The organism is Streptomyces sp. NPDC028308 (genome assembly GCF_055565855.1).
On the sequence record NZ_JBVHTO010000014.1, the window covers coordinates 1 to 17116 of the forward strand.

The following is a 17116-nucleotide window of genomic DNA, read 5'->3' on the forward strand; positions in this document are numbered from 1 at the left end:
CGCGTCAAGGAACGCGAACTCCAGGGCTACACCTACGAAGCCGCCGACGCCTCCTTCGAACTCCTCCTGCGCGAAGAGGTGGAGGGCCGCGCCCGGTGCTATTTCCGCGTCGAGTCCAGGCGGGCCATCGTGGAGGACCGCCCGGACGGCACCCACGCCAACGAGGCCACGGTCAAACTGTGGGCGAAGGGTGAGCGCATCATCGCGACCGCCGAGGGGAACGGGCCGGTCAACGCCCTCGACCGCGCCCTGCGCGTGGCCCTTGAGCGCATCTACCCCCAGCTCGCCAAGTTCGGGCTCGTGGACTACAAGGTGCGCATCCTGGAGGGCAGGCACGGCACGGACTCGGCCACCCGGGTCCTCATCTCCACGACGGACGGCCAGGAGGAGTGGTCCACCGTGGGCGTCGCGGAGAACGTCATCGCCGCCTCCTGGCAGGCCCTGGAGGACGCGTACACCTACGGGCTGCTGCGCGCGGGCGTCGAACCGGTCGAGTAACGCGAAGGAGGGCCGGGGCCGATCCCCGTATGCGGCCTCCGGGTCCGTCTCGGCGCCATTCGGAGTGCGGCCGTTCCGGTGTCCGGTCCGCAGTCACGAGCGGCAGCGGGCACAGTTCGGGTGGCCTCGCGTGGCACCACTTGGCGCCACATGGTGCTGCCGGGCGTCACCACCTGCCTCCAGCAGCACGGAAACACCGGTGGTGCCACTCTGAACCGAGGTGCAGGCGTTACGTTTCCGCAGGTGAGGTGGGTGGTGGCCAAACTCGTCCGCTACGGAGTACCCGTGGTGCTTGCGTGTGGTGCCATCATGGTGCAATCATGGCGTCATGGACCTCACGCCGTATGTCGACACCCTCCGCCGCGAACTCGCGGTGGCCGCCGAAACCGGCGGCGACGAAGCCCGCGAGCTCGCCGAGCGGCTCACCGTGCCCCTGGAGTCGGCGACCCGGCTGACTCTGCTCAACGTGCTCTCCGCCGCGATGGACGAGATCACCCGCGAACTCGCCCCCGGCTCCGTCGACGTACGGCTGCGCGGACTCGACCCCGACTTCGTCGTGACCCTGCCGCCGACTTACGCCGACACCCCGGCGGAACCCGCCGCGCCCGCCGAACCGTTCCGGGCCCCCGTGCCCGCCGACGGCGACGAGGGCGGCACCGCCCGCGTCAACCTGCGTCTGCCGGCCCATCTCAAGGCACGTGCCGAGGAGGCCGCGAGCCGTGAGGGCCTCTCGGTCAACGCGTGGCTCGTACGGGCCGTGGCGGCGGCGGTCGACGGCGGCACGCGGCCCCGGCCGACGGAGAAGGCCCAGACCGTCGGCCAGAGCTTCACGGGCTGGGTGCGCTGACCGCGCCCGCGCACGCACCCCTTTCATCCACAACACGTCCCACCAGCGGGGACGCCCTAGGACCCAAGAGGACGGGGCAGCCATGCCTTCTTTCGACACTCCCGCAGCGATCTCGGTCACGGCGCACGTGGACGCCGGTTCCATCCAGTTCACCGCGAGCGAGCGCGCCGACACGCTCGTCCAGGTCACGCCTCGCGACCCGAAGAAGGACCTGGACGTGCGGACCGCCGACCAGACCGAGGTCAGGCACGCGAGCGGCGCGCTCACCGTCAGGACGCCCAAGACCAACCTGTTCGGCCGCACCGGCACCGTCGACGTGACGGTGGAACTGCCCGAGGGCTCCCGCATCGACCTGACCGGCGCCTGGGTCCAGGTGCTCGGCGAGGGCCGGCTCGGCGAGGTCCGTGTGAAGACCTCCTCCGGTGACGTCCGCCTCGACGCCACCGGGCCGCTCCAGCTGAAGGCCTCGCACGGGTCGATCACCGTCGAACGGGTCGAGGGCTCGGCCGAGATCACCACCAGCTCCGGCAGCGTGCGCGTCGGTCTGCTCGACGGCCCCGCCGTCCTGAAGAACTCGCACGGCACCACGACCGTGGCCGCCGCGACCGGCGAACTCCGGGTGAGCGGCGCCAACGGCGACATCGAGATCCGGCGCGCCGAGGACTCGGTCACGGCCACCACCGCCCACGGCACCCTGCGCGTGGACGAAGTGGTGCGCGGCACCGTCCAGTTGGAGACCTCCTACGGCGCCATCGACATCGGCGTCCGCGAGGGCACGGCAGCCTGGCTCGACGTCAGCTCGGGCTCCGGGCAGGTACGCAACACCCTCACCGTGTCCGAGGCCCAGGACGGCGGCGAGAACACCGTCAGGATCCTCGCCCGCACCCGGCACGGCAACATCGACATCCGCCGCGCCAAGGCGTGACCGCCCCTCGGGCCACCGGTCGCATCCACCGCGCCGCCGTCCGAGTACACCTCTTCGACAACAGGACGCAGCCGCCCGGTTGAGGCATGAGCGCCCTACGCGGCAGCCGGTCCCGCACCGATCCATCACCCGAGTACCGGCTCGGCGACCGTCATACCGGTGCGGGCCGAGACGTCGGCGCGGCCCGGTGATCGGCCCCACCGCCCGGGCGGAGCGGTCGGTGCCGCTACGGCAACAGGGCTTCCTGTCGCGCCAGTTGGCATACCGCGACAGCTCGTACCTCCCGGCACGGCACCACCCGGTGAGCGTTTCACAGCATACGAACCGTCAACACCCGCTCGTGGGCGGGCCCGTCGCCCGCGCCGGAGCGACGGCACCACCTCGGCGATCCGCCGCACCACCCCACCACCTCGCCTCGAACGGAGGGCTCCCATGCCTTCTTCTGTCATGCCCATGTCCAGGCAGGCTGACGGCCGTCCGTCACCGGCCGCCGTCTCCGCCGTCGGCCTGCGCAAGTCGTACGGCGACAAGGCCGTCCTCGACGGCATCGATCTGCACATCCCGGCCGGGTCCGTCTTCGCGCTGCTCGGCCCGAACGGTGCCGGCAAGACCACCGCCGTCAAGATCCTCTCCACCCTCATCACCGCCGACGGCGGGCAGGCCCAGGTAGCCGGGCACGACATCGCCGGCTCACCCGACGGCGTCCGCGCCGCGATCGGCGTCACCGGGCAGTTCTCCGCCGTCGACAACCTGATCACCGGCGAGGAGAACATGCTCCTCATGGCGGACCTGCACCACCTCCCCCGCGAGGAGGGCAGGCGCGTCACCGCCGAACTGCTGGAGCGGTTCGACCTCATCGAGGCCGCGAAGAAGCCCGCCGCCACCTACTCCGGGGGCATGAAGCGCCGCCTGGACATCGCGATGACGCTCGTCGGCGATCCGCGCATCATCTTTCTCGACGAACCGACGACCGGCCTCGACCCGCGCTCCCGCCACACCATGTGGCAGATCATCCGCGAGCTCGTCACCGGCGGCGTCACCGTCTTCCTCACCACGCAGTACCTGGAGGAGGCCGACGAACTCGCCGACCGCATCGCCGTCCTGCACGACGGCAGGATCGCCGCCGAGGGGACCGCCAAGGAACTCAAGCGGCTCATCCCGGGCGGCCACGTACGCCTGCGGTTCACCGACCCCGCCGCCTACCGGTCCGCCGCCGCCGCGCTGAGCGAGGCCACCCGCGACGACGAGGAACTGGCGCTGCGGATCCCCAGCGACGGCAGCCAGCGCGAGCTGCGTTCCATCCTCGACTGGCTGGACTCCGCCGGCATCGAGGCCGACGAGCTGACCGTGCACACCCCCGACCTCGACGACGTGTTCTTCGCCCTCACCGACAGCCACACCGCGCCCGGCGCGGCCGAGCAGCCCAAGGAGACGACCCGATGAGTTCCCTGTCCCTCGCCGTGCGCGACTCGAACACGATGCTGCGCCGCAACCTGCTCCACGCCCGGCGCTACCCCTCCCTCACCCTGAACCTGCTGCTGACCCCCGTCATGCTGCTGCTCCTCTTCGTCTACATCTTCGGAGACGCGATGAGCGCGGGCCTCGGCGGCGGCGCCGACCGCTCCGACTACATCGCGTACCTCGTGCCGGGTGTGCTGCTGATGACCATCGGCTCCACCACCATCGGCACGGCCGTGTCCGTCTCCAACGACATGACCGAGGGCATCATCGCCCGCTTCCGCACCATGAACATCCACCGCGGCTCCGTGATCATCGGGCACGTCGTCGGCAGCGTCCTGCAGTCGGTCATGAGCGTGGTCCTGGTCGGCGCCGTCGCCGTCGCGATCGGCTTCCGGTCGACCGACGCCACGGTCCTGGAGTGGCTCGCTGCCTTCGCCCTGATCGTGCTGTTCTCCCTGGCGCTGACCTGGATCGCGGTCGGGATGGGCCTGATCAGCCCGAGCGCCGAGGCCGCCGGCAACAACGCGATGCCGCTGATCTTCCTGCCGCTGATCTCCAGCGCCTTCGTCCCCCTGCACACCATGCCGGGCTGGTTCCAGCCCATCGCCGAGTACCAGCCCTTCACGCCCGCCATCGAGACCCTGCGCGGACTCCTGCTCGGCAGCGGGATCGGCCACAACGGGTGGCTCGCCACGGCCTGGTGCGTCGGCCTCGCCGTGCTCGGCTACTTCTGGTCGGCCTCGAAGTTCAACAGCGACCCGGCCTAGCCGGCCTCCCACGGCACGGCTCCGGCCTGTCCCCGCTCCAGTACGGCGTACTCCGGCACCGGCCGGAGTGCGCCGTACGCGCGTTCACCGGTCCCGCGGCTCGGCTGCGGTGGCGCCGAGGTGTCACCGGCCTTCGCGTTCCTGTTGAACCCTTCGCAGCAACTCCTGCTGATCACAAACCAGTTGGTCGATGCGGGTCTGCAAGTGCGCCATCTGCGTCGCGAGGTCCGCGTGGCGCGGATGCCCGGCGGCGGGCGTGGGGGAGTGGTTGAGGATCGCCTCCATACGGCACCGCAGGGCCGGGCCCGGTTCGACGCCGAGGGTGCCGACGAGATGGCGGCGCGCGCGTTCGTAGACGCCGAGTGCCTCCGCCTCCCGGCCGCTCCGGAACAGGGCGATCATCAGCAGGTCGTAGAAGCGCTCACGCAGCGGGTGGTCCATGGTCAGCCGCTCCAGGTCGCAGGTGATCTCGGCGTAGCGACCGCAGTTGAGACTCGCCTCGTACAACGCTTCCAGGGTGGCCAGGCGCTGTTCCTCCAGGCGCTCCGCCTCGGCCGTGCAGATCGGCCCGTGACGGCTGTCCTGGAGGGCAAGTCCCTGCCACAACGACAGGGCGTGGCCGAGGAGTTCGGACGCGTACCGGGGGTTGTCGGGGACCGCCGCCCTGCCCTGTCTGGACAGCCGGGTGAAGCGCTCCACGTCGGTCGAGGCGTGGCCCAGGGTCAGCAGGTATCCGGTGGGGAGCGTGCTGATCCACTTGTGGCCGCGGGCGGGCAGCAGCCGGCGCAGCCGGGCGACATGCGCCTGGAGGGCGTTCGGCGCGTTGGCCGGGGGCCGGTCGCCCCACAGCTCCTCCACCAGCCGGTCCACGGGCAGGCGTTCGCCCGCGTGGATGACCAGGGTGGCGAGCAGCGCCCGCTGTTTGGCCCCGGTGGGTACGATGCCCGCCCCGCTCGACCCGTCGTGCACGACCACCGGGCCCAGCAGCCGGAACTCGGTGGGCTCGGCCCGCACCGGCGCCGGTGCGGCAACGTCGAGTACGGTCATCGGCGTGTCCCGGTGGGCGCCCGGCCCAGGAGCAGGGCGCGGTGCACGTCCTGCTGGATCCGCGCGGCGACCTCGGGGAGCCGGTCCTGGTAGTAGAAGTGGCCGCCGTCGAAGAGGTGCGCGCCCAGGAAGTGTTCGGTGGCGGCCGCCCAGCCCTCCATGCGGTGCGGCGGCGCCACGTGGTCCGCGGTTCCGCCGAACACGGAGAGGGGCACCGGCAGCGGCGCGGCGAGGGGGCTGGTGCGCCAGCTCTCGCTGATCCGCAGGTCCGCGCGGATCGTCGGCCTGAACAGGTCCCACAGTTCGTCGTGGTCCAGGACCGAGGAGGACGTACCGCCCATCGCCATCAACTCCCGGCGCAGGTCCGGGTCGGAGAGCAGATGCCGGCGCGCGGGGTCCCCGTCGGGGTGGAGGGTGCCGCGCGCGGAGATGCCGAGCCAGACCGGTGGCGTACGACCCGAGTCGAGGAGCAGGCGCGTCAGTTCGTACGCGACGAGCCCGCCCATGCTGTGCCCGAAGAACGCGAACCGGCCGGTCAGCCGGTCGTCGAGTTCGTGCAGGAAGTACTCCAGCAGGGCGCCCGTGTCGTCCAGCGGAGGGCGTTCGTCGCCGGGTCCGCGGCCGGGCGCGTCCGGGACCTGTACGTCCCAGCCGGCCGGGAAGGCGGACAGCCAGTCGCGGTACATCCGATGCGAGCCACCGGAGTGATGGAACACGAACAGACGCAGCTCGGGCTCGTCGGCCTTCGGCATGGCGACTCCATCGAAAGACACTCCGGCCCGGCCCGAGGACCTGGAACCCGGAACTGGGTCAGGAGTTGGGACGATACGCGGACTCACGCCGGTGGCAGCCGTGTGCTGGAGCGCGCTTCGAGGTGCTCTGCACGCGTTCTCAAGTGAGGCCGTCCGGCTGAGCGTTGCACCGAGCCGCGTGCCGCCCCGGTGAGCGCACGCTGCGTCCCGCGAGGTGAACTCCGCCTGACCACCCGCCGTTCGAGCTGTACGGCTGCTCACGAACTCGCCCCCGGCGGAGAGCCGGGGGCGAGGGGTGGCTGACTGGGGCGGCGGTGGTCGGGTCCGACGTCCGGGGCGCTCAGGCGGCGGGGCAGAGTGCCGCCGGGCCGGCCGGGGCCGCGGTGCGGTTGACGGCCGCGGACACGGGGGAGGCGGTGCGCTCGCGGACCGCGGACTGCGAACGGCCCCGGGCGAAGACGACCAGCCGCAGCACCGCGAACCGTGCGACGCCGGCGAGCGCGGAGGCGGACAGGTACACGACCTGTTCGAGCACCGCGCCGGGCGCCGCCACCAGCAGTTGCAGGACGAACATCGCCGCGCAGGTCACCGCGTACGCGGCCGTCGCGGACCCGGCCGACTGCAAGTGCTGGCTCCGGGTCGCGCGCCTGCCGGCGCCGAAGGTGAAGCGGGCGTGCAGCTCGGTGGCCAGCAGCGTGGAGGCCACCGTGATGACGGCGTTGGCCAGGACCCAGGTCGTCCAGGGTGCCAGGGCGGCCACCGCGAAGCTGGAGGCGACCCCCACCCCGCCACCGCAGAGTACGAAGCGGGCGAAGGCGGCGAGGGCGCCCGCCTGCTGTCGGCTCCGTGCTGTCTCCATGATCCGCCCCTTTGCCGTCCGGTCCCTGAGAAGCGCATCCGGCGGTGAAGCCGAGCGTGCGCTGCTGACAACACCATCATGACACATGAGTGGTGCCATGTGGAGCCGTTTATGTGCCAACAGTGCTGCGGGTGCTGTCGCGCCGCCTGTAGCCGCACAGTTCATGGCGGTGAAACGGCAGGTGAGCGCGCCGAGCGGGCGGTCGGCGGGCGGAATGGTCCGCGGCTTCCGGTTGTCGTGTCACTGCGGCGACCACGCAGTGGCTCGTAGTTGGCGCAGATTGATTCACGATGGCGCCAGATGTGTGCCATGATGGGGCCACGGAAACGGAGCGACGCCGGGAACGGTGTTCGACGTACTAAGGAGCCCCCATGTCTGTCACCTTCAGCGACCAGGACAAGGTCACCCTGCGCAACGCCGCTTACGGGGCCGTCACGCTGATGGCCGCCGCCGCCGGGGCCGACTCCCCGCACAAGGTGGCCACCCAGGGCAGCATCGCGCTGACCTCGGCGACCGGCCCGGTCGGGCACGTGCTGGCGGAGAAGTCGTCGGTGGGTGACCTGGGCGGCAAGTCCGCGGCCGAGATCGCCGACCGTGTCCTGCCCGCCCTCACCCAGGCCATGGACCTGCTGAGGAAGCAGGCGCCCGAGGAGGCCGGCAACTTCCGCGACACCGTCCTGGTCGCCGTCGAGGCCGGCGCCCGCACCGCCAAGGGCGGAACCGCCAACCCCACCCTGGCCGCCATGACCCGCAAGATCACCGACGCCCTCGACGCCGCCTGACCCACCGCCCGCGCCTCGGCGCGACCGGTGCCGTGACCGCGACGCGCCCCGGGGCCACGGCTCGCCTCCACCGCGAGCCGGGCCCGCCGGCGGCGCGAGGGCGGCCACGCATCCCCCCACGAAAGGAAGTCCGATGAGTCAGTCACCTCCCACCCCGCAAGGCCTCCCGACGGAGCGCGACGCGGGCCCCTTCAACCCGCCCCGTGACATCACCCGGCTGCGCGACACCCGCCCCGTCAGCCCGCTGGTGTTCCCCGACGGACACAAGGGCTGGCTGGTCACGGGCCACGAAGCGGCCCGCACGCTCCTGGCCGACCCCCGCTTCAGCTCCCGCCAGGACCTCGGCGCCCTTCACATCCCCTACGACGTCCCCGGCATGCCCGCGGTCACCGAGCCGTCCCCGCAGGTGCCGGGCCTGTTCATCAGCATGGACCCGCCGGACCACACGAGGCTGCGGCGGCTGCTCACCGGTGCCTTCACGGTCAAGCGCCTGAAGGAACTCGAAGAGCACATCGTCGACATCGTCGAACGGCAGCTGGACGCGATGGCACGCCTGACCCCGCCCGTCGACCTGGTCAAGGAGTTCGCGCTGCCGGTGCCGTTACAGGTGATCTGCGAACTGCTCGGCGTCCCCTACGCCGACCGCGAGAAGTTCCAGGCCGACATCGCCACCTTCCTCGAACGGGACGTGGCATTGGACGAGAAGATCGCCGCGTACACCGGCCTGACCGGCTATCTCGCGGAACTGGTCACCGGCAAACGCGCCGCCCCGGGCCAGGACATCCTGTCCGACCTGGCCGCCCGGGACGACCTCACCGTCGAGGAACTGACCGGCATCGGCTTCCTGCTGCTCCTCGCGGGCCACGAGACGACCGCCAACATGCTGGGACTCGGAGCCTTCGCGCTCCTGGAACACCCGGACCAGGTCGCCGAACTCCGCGCCGACCCGGGCCTGCTCCCCGACGCCGTGGAGGAGCTCATGCGCTACCTCTCCGTCGCCGACATCTTCTACCGGTACGCCACGGAGGACATCGAGCTCGGCGGCGAGACGATCGCCCAGGGATCGACCGTCGTCGTCTCCCTGCTGGCCGCCAACCACGACCCCGCGCGCTTCGAGGACCCCGACACCCTCGACGTCCACCGCACGGCCCGCGGCCACCTGACCTTCGGCCACGGCCTGCACCAGTGCCTCGGCGCGCAACTGGCCCGGATCGAGATGCGCGCCGGGTTCGGCGGACTGCTGCGCCGCTTCCCGACCCTCGCACTCGCCGTTCCCGCCGCCGAGGTGAAACTCAGGACCGACATGAACATCTACGGCGTCCACGAACTGCCCGTGACCTGGACCGGGACGGCTCCCTAGAGCCGCGGCGCGCGGGGCGGACCGGGCACCGGCGCCGGCGGCGAGGAGCCGGCCCACGTTTGCGGTCCGCTCATGGGGTACTTGCCGCTGGGTACGACACACAAGCTGCCGGGAGGTACGACATGGGCAAGCTGGGTGACATGGCGAACAAGGCCAAGAACATGGCCAAGGGCCACCCCGACCAGGCCGACAAGGGCGTGGAGGCAGCCGAGCGGGCGGTCGATCAGCGTACGGGCGACAAGTACGACGCCCAGACCGACAAGGCCGCCGACGCGGCCCGCCGCTCCTACGGGAGCGACGGCACACCGCAGCGCTGACCACCTCACCGAATCTGCCCCCGGCGCCCCGCGCCGGGGGCAGGCGCGCTCTCGGGCGAGGCCGCGCGGAGCCTGCGTGAGCACATCTTTTTCCCCGTGCCCGCCGAGGCGCGGTGCGTCAGACCGGCGGAGCCGTCACTCGACCGGGAGGGTCCCGACCATGAGCAGCAAGTTCACCGAGCTGGCCGTCGACTGCGCCGATCCCCACGCCCTGGCCCGCTTCTGGTGCGCGGTCCTCGACTACGAGGTGCAGGACGAGGAGGACGGGGTCGTCAGCATCGGCTCGCCCGCGGTGCCCGAGGGCAAGAGCCGGCCCGGCCCCGTGCCACCGGCGTTGACCTTCGCGCGCGTCCCCGAGGGCAAGACCGTCAAGAACAGGCTCCACATCGACGTCAACCCCACCGACCGGGAGCAGGACGACGAGGTCCGCCGCCTGCTCGACCTGGGCGCCCGGCACGCCGACGTCGGCCAGACGGGTGACGAGAGCTGGGTCACGCTCGCCGACCCGGAGGGCAACGAGTTCTGCGTCCTCGCGAGCCGCCAGCCCTGACCACGCGGTCCGCTCACAGGGGGCCTCCGCCTCTGAGACTGGGCACAGGACTGCAAGGACGGCACGGCGCTCGACGGCCCTCCGGGGTCACGACGACCCCGGCGGCCCGCCGTATCCGTCTCCGACTTCGTCACCGCACGTCGTAGGTCAGGTGCGTCACGGTCGACGTCGAGATGACACTCCGCTGGACCAGCGTGCGCGGAGTGCCGCCGGTGAACAGGGGCGTCCCCGAGCCGAGCACGACGGGCGCCAGGTGCAAGATCAGCACGTCGACCAGCCCCGCGTCGAACGCGGAGCGGATCGTGGCGCCGCCGCCCATGAGGACGACGTCGAGGTCCTTGCCGCTCGCCGCGGACGCCGCCTCGGCTCGCTCGCGTGCGGCGGCGACGGCGTCGGCCGGTCCGGTCGTGACGAACGTCCAGTCCAGGTTCGCCGTCCGCACCGACTTCGGGGGCGAGCCGGTGACGACGACGAACGCGGGCCTGCCGACCTCGCCGGCGCCGTAACCGACCGTGTCGTCCCAGCCTCCCGGGCCGTCCACCACGTCGAAGAGACGGCGGCCGAGGACTACGGCGCCGGAGCGCGCGGTCCCCTCGCGAAGGAGCCGGCGGTCGTCGGGGTCGTCGGAGAACGCCCACGTGTGCAGGGCCTCCCCGCCTGTGCCGAGGCCGTTGTCCGGTCCGGGGTCGGGCCCGGTGACGAAGCCGTCGAGCGATACGGAGATGTCGGCGATGATGCGTGTCATACCAAGGCAGACCGGCTCCGGCGCCCGAACTCATCGCCGCACGGACCCCACGTCTTCGCCGGGGACCCGGCGGGCCTCACCGCGTGCGTACGGGGCTTTCCCGCGCCGGCTCGGCCGGGTGGACGGGAGCGGTGCGGCCGAGGCGCCGGAGCCGAGGACGGGGGAGCCGAGGAGGGGGGAGTCGAGGAGGGGGGAGCCCAGGAGGGGGGAGTCGAGGACTGCGATGCGGTTCCCGCGTACCGGCACGGCGCGGAATCGGAGAATCCCCCCGTACGCGCGGACGGCTCCCGCCCTGTCTCCAGGGGAGGGAGCCGTCCGCGCGTGCAGAGGTCGTGTCGTCAGCGGCTTACGCGTGGCGGTGCGAGTGCCGGTTGCCGGTGACGAGACGGTAGATGAAGAGGAGGATCACGGAACCGACGATCGCGGCGATCCAGGTGGAGAGTTCGAAGAACCCGTCGACGGAGTCGACGCCGAAGACGACCTTGCCGAGCCAACCACCGAGCAGACCACCGGCGATGCCGATCAGCATGGTGATGATGATGCCACCCGGGTCCTTGCCCGGCATCAGGGCCTTGGCGATGGCGCCGGCGAGGAGGCCGATGATGATCCACGCGATGATGCCCATGGTGTGTCTCCGTTGATCGTGTAGGTGTTGTGTCAGTTCACCGTCTGCACCGTCTTCGCCCGCACAAACGTCCAACTCACATCGCAGTTCGGAACCACTCCGGAGCCGCGAGCGGCGGGGTGGACGGGTCCGTTTCCGATGCGTGAGCAGCGGGAACACGGGTCCTTTTCGGGTACGCGAGCTGCGGGAGAGCGGGTCCTCTTCCGCTCGGGCGGCGGCTGGAGCGGTGCCCACGACTGGGCAGTGTCCGTCGCATGAGCTTCGCCGTCACACCGGACGAACTGCTGGAGACGTTCGGTCCGACCGGCGTCGTGTACTTCCCCCGCCACGACGCACCCGGCAACGAACTCGCCCCGCGCACCGCCGACTTCCTCAGCCGGGTCGGGCTTCCGGACAACGACTGCTTCAAGTCAAGCGCGGGCATCGGGATAAACGGCGCGCTACGGCAGCCGTCCCGCACCGTCGCCATCGCCATCGCCGCGGCCACCGTGCCACTCGCCCTGGCCGTCCTAGCCTGGCCTGCACCACCCGCCGGATGGCCACCCGACGCGACCAGGTGCACGTCCTGGTCGCCGACGCCACGAGGACGTACCGTCCGCACTGGCCGTCCCTCCAGGCTGGGGAGAGGTAGATGACGCGCCGCGCGTCCCTCAACTCTTCGGAGGAGGACGGCAGGTGACAGCGGGTTGCGGGGCTCCCCCCCAGCTCCCGCATAGTCGGCGGCTGCCCGTCACCGAGGCGGGCCACACCGACTCCCTGGAGGCCTCTCGTGTTCCCCGCCCTCGGCGCCGCCGGCTCCGCCCGCACCTCGGAGTGAGCCCCCGTCATGCCGCCGATCCTCGATCCGCCGGCCTGTGCACGTCTCTCACAGGAGCCGTCGTGCTCGCCGGCGGCTCCGCCGAATGGCGCCGCCTGCGCTCTAAGCCTGCTGCCACGAGACGTCAAAGATCCATCGGCGTCGAGTTGTCGTACTTTCGCCTCGATCCCGGTCCTCGGCTGGATCGTGGGCAGCGCGGCGAGCGCCACGATGCCGGCCCTCTGTTCAGCTCGTCCCGCCGATCGCCTCCGAGACGGCGTCATCCACGGTGCAGTGGAGGCCGTGCGGTCCGATGCGATCCGACAGAGCGTGCCGGGCCAGGTCCCGTTCGGCGCGTGCCCGTACGTGAGCCAAGTGCAGGGTGATGTCCTTCCTGGCCAGTTCCCCTCTGAGTTCGTCGAGCGTGTCGAGGACCGGGATGCCGAGCCGGTAGCTGCCGGTCAGGTCCAGGACGACGGCGCGCGATGGCGGGGAAGCGTCCGCGACCAGATCACGGACGGCGAGGCGAACGCGGTTGACATTGCCGAAGAACAAGCTGCCGTCGGGCCGTACGGCGAGCACGCCGGGGGTGGTGGCCGCGTCCGGGTGCTGTGCGGTGTCGGCGTACAGATGAGTGCCGGGCAGGCGTCCGAGGACGGCGACGTTGCGCCGGCTGGCGGCGGCGATGAAGAGAACGAGAGAGAGCGCCACGGCCAGCAGCAGTCCGGGAAGCAGGTCGAAGATGAGGACGCCGATCAGGGCGGTGAGCGCCACCCACAGGCTCTGCCGGTCCAGCGCGGCGTAGCGGCGCAGTTCGCCCACCCGCATGAAGCCGCGTACGGCCACGATCACGATCGCGCCCAGGACGGGTTCGGGCAGGTCGGTGAAGAGCGGGGTGAGGAAGGCTCCGGTCAGCAGGATCAGGCCCGCGGCGATCAGGGACACCATCGGGGTGCGGCCGCCCGCTGCGGTCGCCGCGGCGCTGCGTGAGGCGCTGCCCGAAACGACGAAACCCCGGACCAGGCCGACGGCGATGTTGCTGAGACCGACCGCGGCCATCTCGCGGTCGGCGTCGACCTCCTGGCCGTGTTCGCGCGCGAAGCGGTTGGCGATGCTGAACGCCTCGGCGAAGACCACCAGGGCGACGCCGAGCGCACCCGCCGACAGGGCGATCCAGTCGCCGGCCGCGATGCCCGGCAGGTGCGGTACGGGGACGGCCGCCGGAATCTCGCCGACGACGTCGACGCCGTGGTCCTTCAGGCCCAGTGGTGCAGAGAGAGCCAGTGCGAGGGCGAGCACGATCAGCGCGGCGGGCAGGCGAGGCACGAACCGTTCCAGCAGAAACAGCAGCGTCAGCGCGCAGGCTCCGACGGCGAGCGTGGCGAGCGACCAGTCGGGTGCCTTGCTCAGGATGGTCCACAGGCGCTCGAAGAAGTCGCCGTCCCCGCTGGAGACGCCGACGAGCTTGGCACCCTGCCGGACGACGATGGTCAGGGCCATCCCGAACAGGAAGCCCACCAGGGCGGGCTCGGCGAGGAAGTTGGTGATGAACCCCAGGCGGGCAACGCCGGCGATCAGCAGCACCGCCCCGACGATGACCGCGAGAGCGGCCGAGAGGCCGACGGCGTCCTGTGGATCCCCGCTGATGCCGGATACCGCCGCCGCGGACAGGACCGCCGCCGCCGACGTCGCCCCGACGATCAGGAAGTTGGAGCGGCCGAACAACGCGTACACCAGCAGAGCCACGGGGGCCGCGTAGAACGCGTTCTGCGGGGGCAGCCCGGCGATCTGCGCGTAGGCGACACTCTCGGGGACGATCAGCGCCCACGCGGTGAGTGCCCCCAGTACGTCCCCCCGCAGCAAGCCCGGACCGTAATGCCTCAGCCAGCCTGCCACCAGCCCGTTCGAGTGTTCCCGTCCGGCTCTCACCCCGACGGCCCCGGAGAGTATCTCGTGAGCCCCATAGCCGGCTCCTTCACTGTGCCCGGTTCGGTGCCCGAGGGACAGGGCCGCGGATGCGACCCACGAAGTAGCGTGACATTTTGGAGGGATATGTGCGCTCTGTGCGAGGAGGCCGGTGTGTCGGATTTGACGGTAGAGGAGGCGCGGAGGACCGCGGCCGAGGGATGGATCTGGGGGTACGCGCTCCTGGAGAACTACCGGACGATGTACCCGCAGGCGGTCGACTCCGACGACCCCCGTTACGTGGGGGGCTTCGGGTGTTTCCGGCACTACTCGCAGCCGTTCACCGCGGCCAACACCGACGTGGTGACACCGAACAACGACACCCCCTACTCGTGGGCCTGGCTGGACCTGCGCACCGAGCCCTACGTGATCTCGGTGCCGGCCGTGGACCGGTACTACGTACTGCCGCTGCACGACCTGGACACCTCCTACATCGGCTGCATCGGCTCCCGGACGACCGGCTCAAAGGCGGGTGACTACCTGGTCGCCGGACCCGGTTGGGACGGTGTCGTTCCCGAGGGCATCGCGGGCGTACTGCGCGCCGACACGTTCCTGGTCGGCATCCTGGGCCGCACCTATCTGGCCGGCCCCGAGGACGTACCGGCCCTGCGGGCCATTCAGGAGCAGTACGTGCTGCGCCCGCTGTCCGAGTTCACCGACACTGTCGCACCCCACCCGGCCGACGAACCCGTGTGGCCGCTCTGGCGGGAGGAGGACCTCGCGACCGTCGAGTTCTTCACCCTTCTCGACTTCCTGCTCCAGTTCTTCCCCGTCCTCGCCGGCGAACGGGAACCGCGAGACCGGCTCGCCGCGCTTGGTGTCACCGGCAGTGGCGAATTCGAGCCCGCCGCCCTGACCCCCGAGATCCGCGCCGCGGCAGAGCAGGGCATCGCGGACGCCCGCGCACACCTGGAGGAAGCGAAGAAGGACGCCGCTGACTCCACTCACTGGTTCGGCACCCGCGCGGAGCACGGCAACGACTACCTGACCAGGGCGGTCGGCGTCGACAAGGGCCTGTACGGACTGCCGGCGGCTGAGGCGTGGTACGCGGGGTGGATTCAGGACGACCAGGGCAACCGGCCGCCGAACGCCTCCACGCACGACCACGTCATCCACTTCGCCCCCGGCGCGCTCCCGCCGGCCCGCTACTTCTGGTCGGCCACGATCTACCGGCTGCCCGAGCGGCTTCTCGTCGCCAACGAGATCGACCGGTACTCGATCGGCGACCGCACCCCCGGACTGGTCCACGACGACGACGGCGGCCTGACCCTCTACGTGAGCAAACACCGCCCGGCCGACCCGAAACAGGAGGCGAACTGGCTGCCCGCGCCCGACGGGCCCTTCACCATCGCCATCCGCGTGTACGGCCCCGAGACCTCGGTCCTGGACGGCTCCTGGACCCTGCCCGCCCTGAGCGTCGACGTCTGACGGGAGCCGGCCATGACCAGCAGGACCAGCCAGAGCAGTGCGAGTGGCGCCGACAGCCTCACCGACCTGGCCGCCGACGCGTACGTCTACGGCTACCCCCTCGTCTTCGACGTCTCCATGATCTCCGCGTTCATGCACAAGGGCTTCGGCTCGCTGGCGCCGACCCCCTTCAACCAGTTCGGGCACTCCACCAAACTGGCCACCCCCGACGCCCACTTCGTGTCCGTGAACAACGACACCGTCTACTCCATCGCCCAGGTCGACCTGTCCGGCGGCCCCGTCCTGCTCCACGTCCCGGACACCGCCGGCGCGTACTACGTCCTGCAGTTCGTGGACGTATGGAGCAACAACTTCGCCTACCTGGGAAAACGCGCCACCGGTACGGAAGAAGGAGACTGGCTCATCGTCCCGCCCGGCTGGTCCGGCACCGCACCCAACCAGGTGCGCGGGGTGATCGAAGCACCCACCACGGTGATCTCCGTCGTGGGCCGCAACGCATGCGACGGCCCCGAAGACATGCCCCGCGTCCATGCCCTGCAGCAGCGGCTCACCCTCACCCCGCTCGACACAGCCACCCACCGCACGGGCCTGCCCGCACCCGATCCCGCCGTGCCCGAGGAACTGCGCTTCTACGAGCAGCTACGCCTCTGGATGGCCGACTTCCCGCCCGCCGGCCCCGACCAGGACTACCAGGAACGCTTCCAACCCCTGGGGCTGCTCGAAGAAGGCCCCACGCCGTACGTGAACGCCGACCCCTCCCTCGTCAAAGCCCTCACCGAGGGGCTAGCGGCCGGCAAGGCGCGGGTCGAAGCCGCGTCGAATCCCCCTGCCGACGACGGACGACCGCCGGGCGCCTGGGAAGCCAACCCGCACCTGTTCGACTACAACCTCGACCACCTCGGCATCGGGACGATCGACGCGCCGCAATGGAAAATCGCCGACCGGGAGGCGTCCTACCTCGTACGGGCCGCCGCGGCGCGGGCCGCGCTGTGGGGCAACCACGGCTACGAGGCGGTGTACGCCCATACCTTCACCGACTCCGACGGCGAACAGCTGAACGGATCCCGGTCCTACACCCTGCGCTTCGAACAGCCGCCGCCCGTCGAGTCGTTCTGGTCCGTGACGATGTACGACACCCCCGACTACTACCTCGTCGCCAACCCCGCGGGCCGCTACTCACTCGGCGACCGCACCCCCGGCCTGGCATACGACGAGGACGGCTCGCTGACCGTCGTCATCCAACGGGAACGGCCCGACAGCCCGGCCGAGGCGGCGAACTGGCTGCCCGCCCCGGAGGGCGACTTCCGGCCCATGATCCGCCTCTACACGCCCAGGCAGTCCGTCCTCGACGGCACCTACCAGCTGCCGCCCATCGTGGCGAAGGGCTGAGTC

General features: G+C 71.0%; 18 protein-coding genes. 12 read left to right on the plus strand and 6 right to left on the minus strand.

Annotation, left to right across the window (positions count from 1 at the left end; all coding sequences use genetic code 11):
- The 5 genes from ACZ4VA_RS30595 to ACZ4VA_RS30615 form a co-directional block, all read left to right on the plus strand.
- Positions 1-498: alpha-isopropylmalate synthase regulatory domain-containing protein (locus tag ACZ4VA_RS30595; RefSeq protein ID WP_468083256.1), on the plus strand; the 498-nt coding region annotated here is incomplete at its 5' end.
- Positions 499-826: 328 nt separating this feature from the next.
- A complete protein-coding gene (locus ACZ4VA_RS30600; protein ID WP_356244333.1) occupies positions 827-1345 on the plus strand; it encodes a hypothetical protein in 519 nt (172 codons plus the stop codon).
- A gap of 82 nt (positions 1346-1427) precedes the next feature.
- The gene (locus ACZ4VA_RS30605; RefSeq protein ID WP_356176329.1) at positions 1428-2270 is read left to right on the plus strand and encodes a DUF4097 family beta strand repeat-containing protein; all 843 of its coding nucleotides are present in this window, start codon (positions 1428-1430) and stop codon (positions 2268-2270) included.
- Between the two features lie 432 nt (positions 2271-2702).
- Positions 2703-3713, plus strand: a complete 1011-nt coding sequence (locus tag ACZ4VA_RS30610; RefSeq protein WP_452925356.1) for an ATP-binding cassette domain-containing protein — start codon at positions 2703-2705, stop codon at positions 3711-3713.
- A complete protein-coding gene (locus tag ACZ4VA_RS30615; protein WP_355790593.1) occupies positions 3710-4498 on the plus strand; it encodes an ABC transporter permease in 789 nt (262 codons plus the stop codon). The genes ACZ4VA_RS30610 and ACZ4VA_RS30615 overlap by 4 nt, the downstream gene beginning before the upstream one ends.
- A gap of 123 nt (positions 4499-4621) precedes the next feature.
- Here ACZ4VA_RS30615 and ACZ4VA_RS30620 read toward each other — a convergent pair whose 3' ends face one another.
- The 3 genes from ACZ4VA_RS30620 to ACZ4VA_RS30630 form a co-directional block, all read right to left on the minus strand.
- Entirely contained in the window at positions 4622-5545 is a 924-nt protein-coding gene (locus ACZ4VA_RS30620; protein ID WP_356176333.1) for an AfsR/SARP family transcriptional regulator, read from the minus strand.
- Complete coding sequence (locus ACZ4VA_RS30625; protein ID WP_355794975.1) at positions 5542-6297, minus strand: thioesterase II family protein; 756 nt, start codon at positions 6295-6297, stop codon at positions 5542-5544. Before ACZ4VA_RS30625 ends, ACZ4VA_RS30620 begins: the two co-directional genes overlap by 4 nt.
- A 340-nt stretch (positions 6298-6637) precedes the next feature.
- Positions 6638-7156: a GtrA domain-containing protein gene (locus tag ACZ4VA_RS30630; RefSeq protein ID WP_468083260.1), complete on the minus strand. Its 519-nt coding sequence runs from the start codon at positions 7154-7156 to the stop codon at positions 6638-6640.
- Positions 7157-7527: 371 nt separating this feature from the next.
- On the opposite strand from ACZ4VA_RS30630, the gene ACZ4VA_RS30635 reads away from it, so the two are divergent.
- The 4 genes from ACZ4VA_RS30635 to ACZ4VA_RS30650 all read left to right on the plus strand — a co-directional run bounded on the left by ACZ4VA_RS30635 (position 7528) and on the right by ACZ4VA_RS30650 (position 10165).
- Positions 7528-7938, plus strand: coding sequence for a hypothetical protein (locus ACZ4VA_RS30635; RefSeq protein WP_356244327.1), 411 nt, complete (start codon positions 7528-7530; stop codon positions 7936-7938).
- Between the two features lie 133 nt (positions 7939-8071).
- Entirely contained in the window at positions 8072-9298 is a 1227-nt protein-coding gene (locus ACZ4VA_RS30640; RefSeq protein ID WP_389391372.1) for a cytochrome P450, read from the plus strand.
- 122 nt (positions 9299-9420) lie between these two features.
- Positions 9421-9615, plus strand: coding sequence for an antitoxin (locus tag ACZ4VA_RS30645; protein WP_355795119.1), 195 nt, complete (start codon positions 9421-9423; stop codon positions 9613-9615).
- Positions 9616-9775: 160 nt separating this feature from the next.
- Positions 9776-10165, plus strand: a complete 390-nt coding sequence (locus ACZ4VA_RS30650; RefSeq protein ID WP_355785914.1) for a VOC family protein — start codon at positions 9776-9778, stop codon at positions 10163-10165.
- Between the two features lie 130 nt (positions 10166-10295).
- Here the strand turns inward: ACZ4VA_RS30650 and ACZ4VA_RS30655 are convergent, their stop codons facing one another.
- Together ACZ4VA_RS30655 and ACZ4VA_RS30660 are read right to left on the minus strand one after the other, a co-directional pair.
- On the minus strand, positions 10296-10910 hold the full coding sequence (locus ACZ4VA_RS30655) for a dihydrofolate reductase family protein (protein WP_355785912.1): 615 nt from the start codon (positions 10908-10910) through the stop codon (positions 10296-10298).
- A gap of 346 nt (positions 10911-11256) precedes the next feature.
- Positions 11257-11535 (minus strand): GlsB/YeaQ/YmgE family stress response membrane protein, encoded by a 279-nt coding sequence (locus ACZ4VA_RS30660; RefSeq protein WP_355785909.1) that lies wholly within the window; start codon positions 11533-11535, stop codon positions 11257-11259.
- Positions 11536-11789: 254 nt separating this feature from the next.
- Here ACZ4VA_RS30660 and ACZ4VA_RS30665 point away from each other — a divergent pair, with 254 nt between their 5' ends.
- Positions 11790-12170, plus strand: coding sequence for an SUKH-4 family immunity protein (locus tag ACZ4VA_RS30665; protein WP_468083264.1), 381 nt, complete (start codon positions 11790-11792; stop codon positions 12168-12170).
- A gap of 407 nt (positions 12171-12577) precedes the next feature.
- Here the strand turns inward: ACZ4VA_RS30665 and ACZ4VA_RS30670 are convergent, their stop codons facing one another.
- Positions 12578-14194 (minus strand): SulP family inorganic anion transporter, encoded by a 1617-nt coding sequence (locus ACZ4VA_RS30670; protein WP_356165093.1) that lies wholly within the window; start codon positions 14192-14194, stop codon positions 12578-12580.
- 216 nt (positions 14195-14410) lie between these two features.
- Between ACZ4VA_RS30670 and ACZ4VA_RS30675 the strand changes: the two genes are divergently transcribed.
- Entirely contained in the window at positions 14411-15724 is a 1314-nt protein-coding gene (locus tag ACZ4VA_RS30675) for a DUF1254 domain-containing protein (RefSeq protein WP_468083266.1), read from the plus strand.
- 12 nt (positions 15725-15736) lie between these two features.
- Complete coding sequence (locus ACZ4VA_RS30680) at positions 15737-17113, plus strand: DUF1254 domain-containing protein (RefSeq protein WP_468083267.1); 1377 nt, start codon at positions 15737-15739, stop codon at positions 17111-17113.
- The last annotated feature ends 3 nt before the right edge of the window (positions 17114-17116 follow it).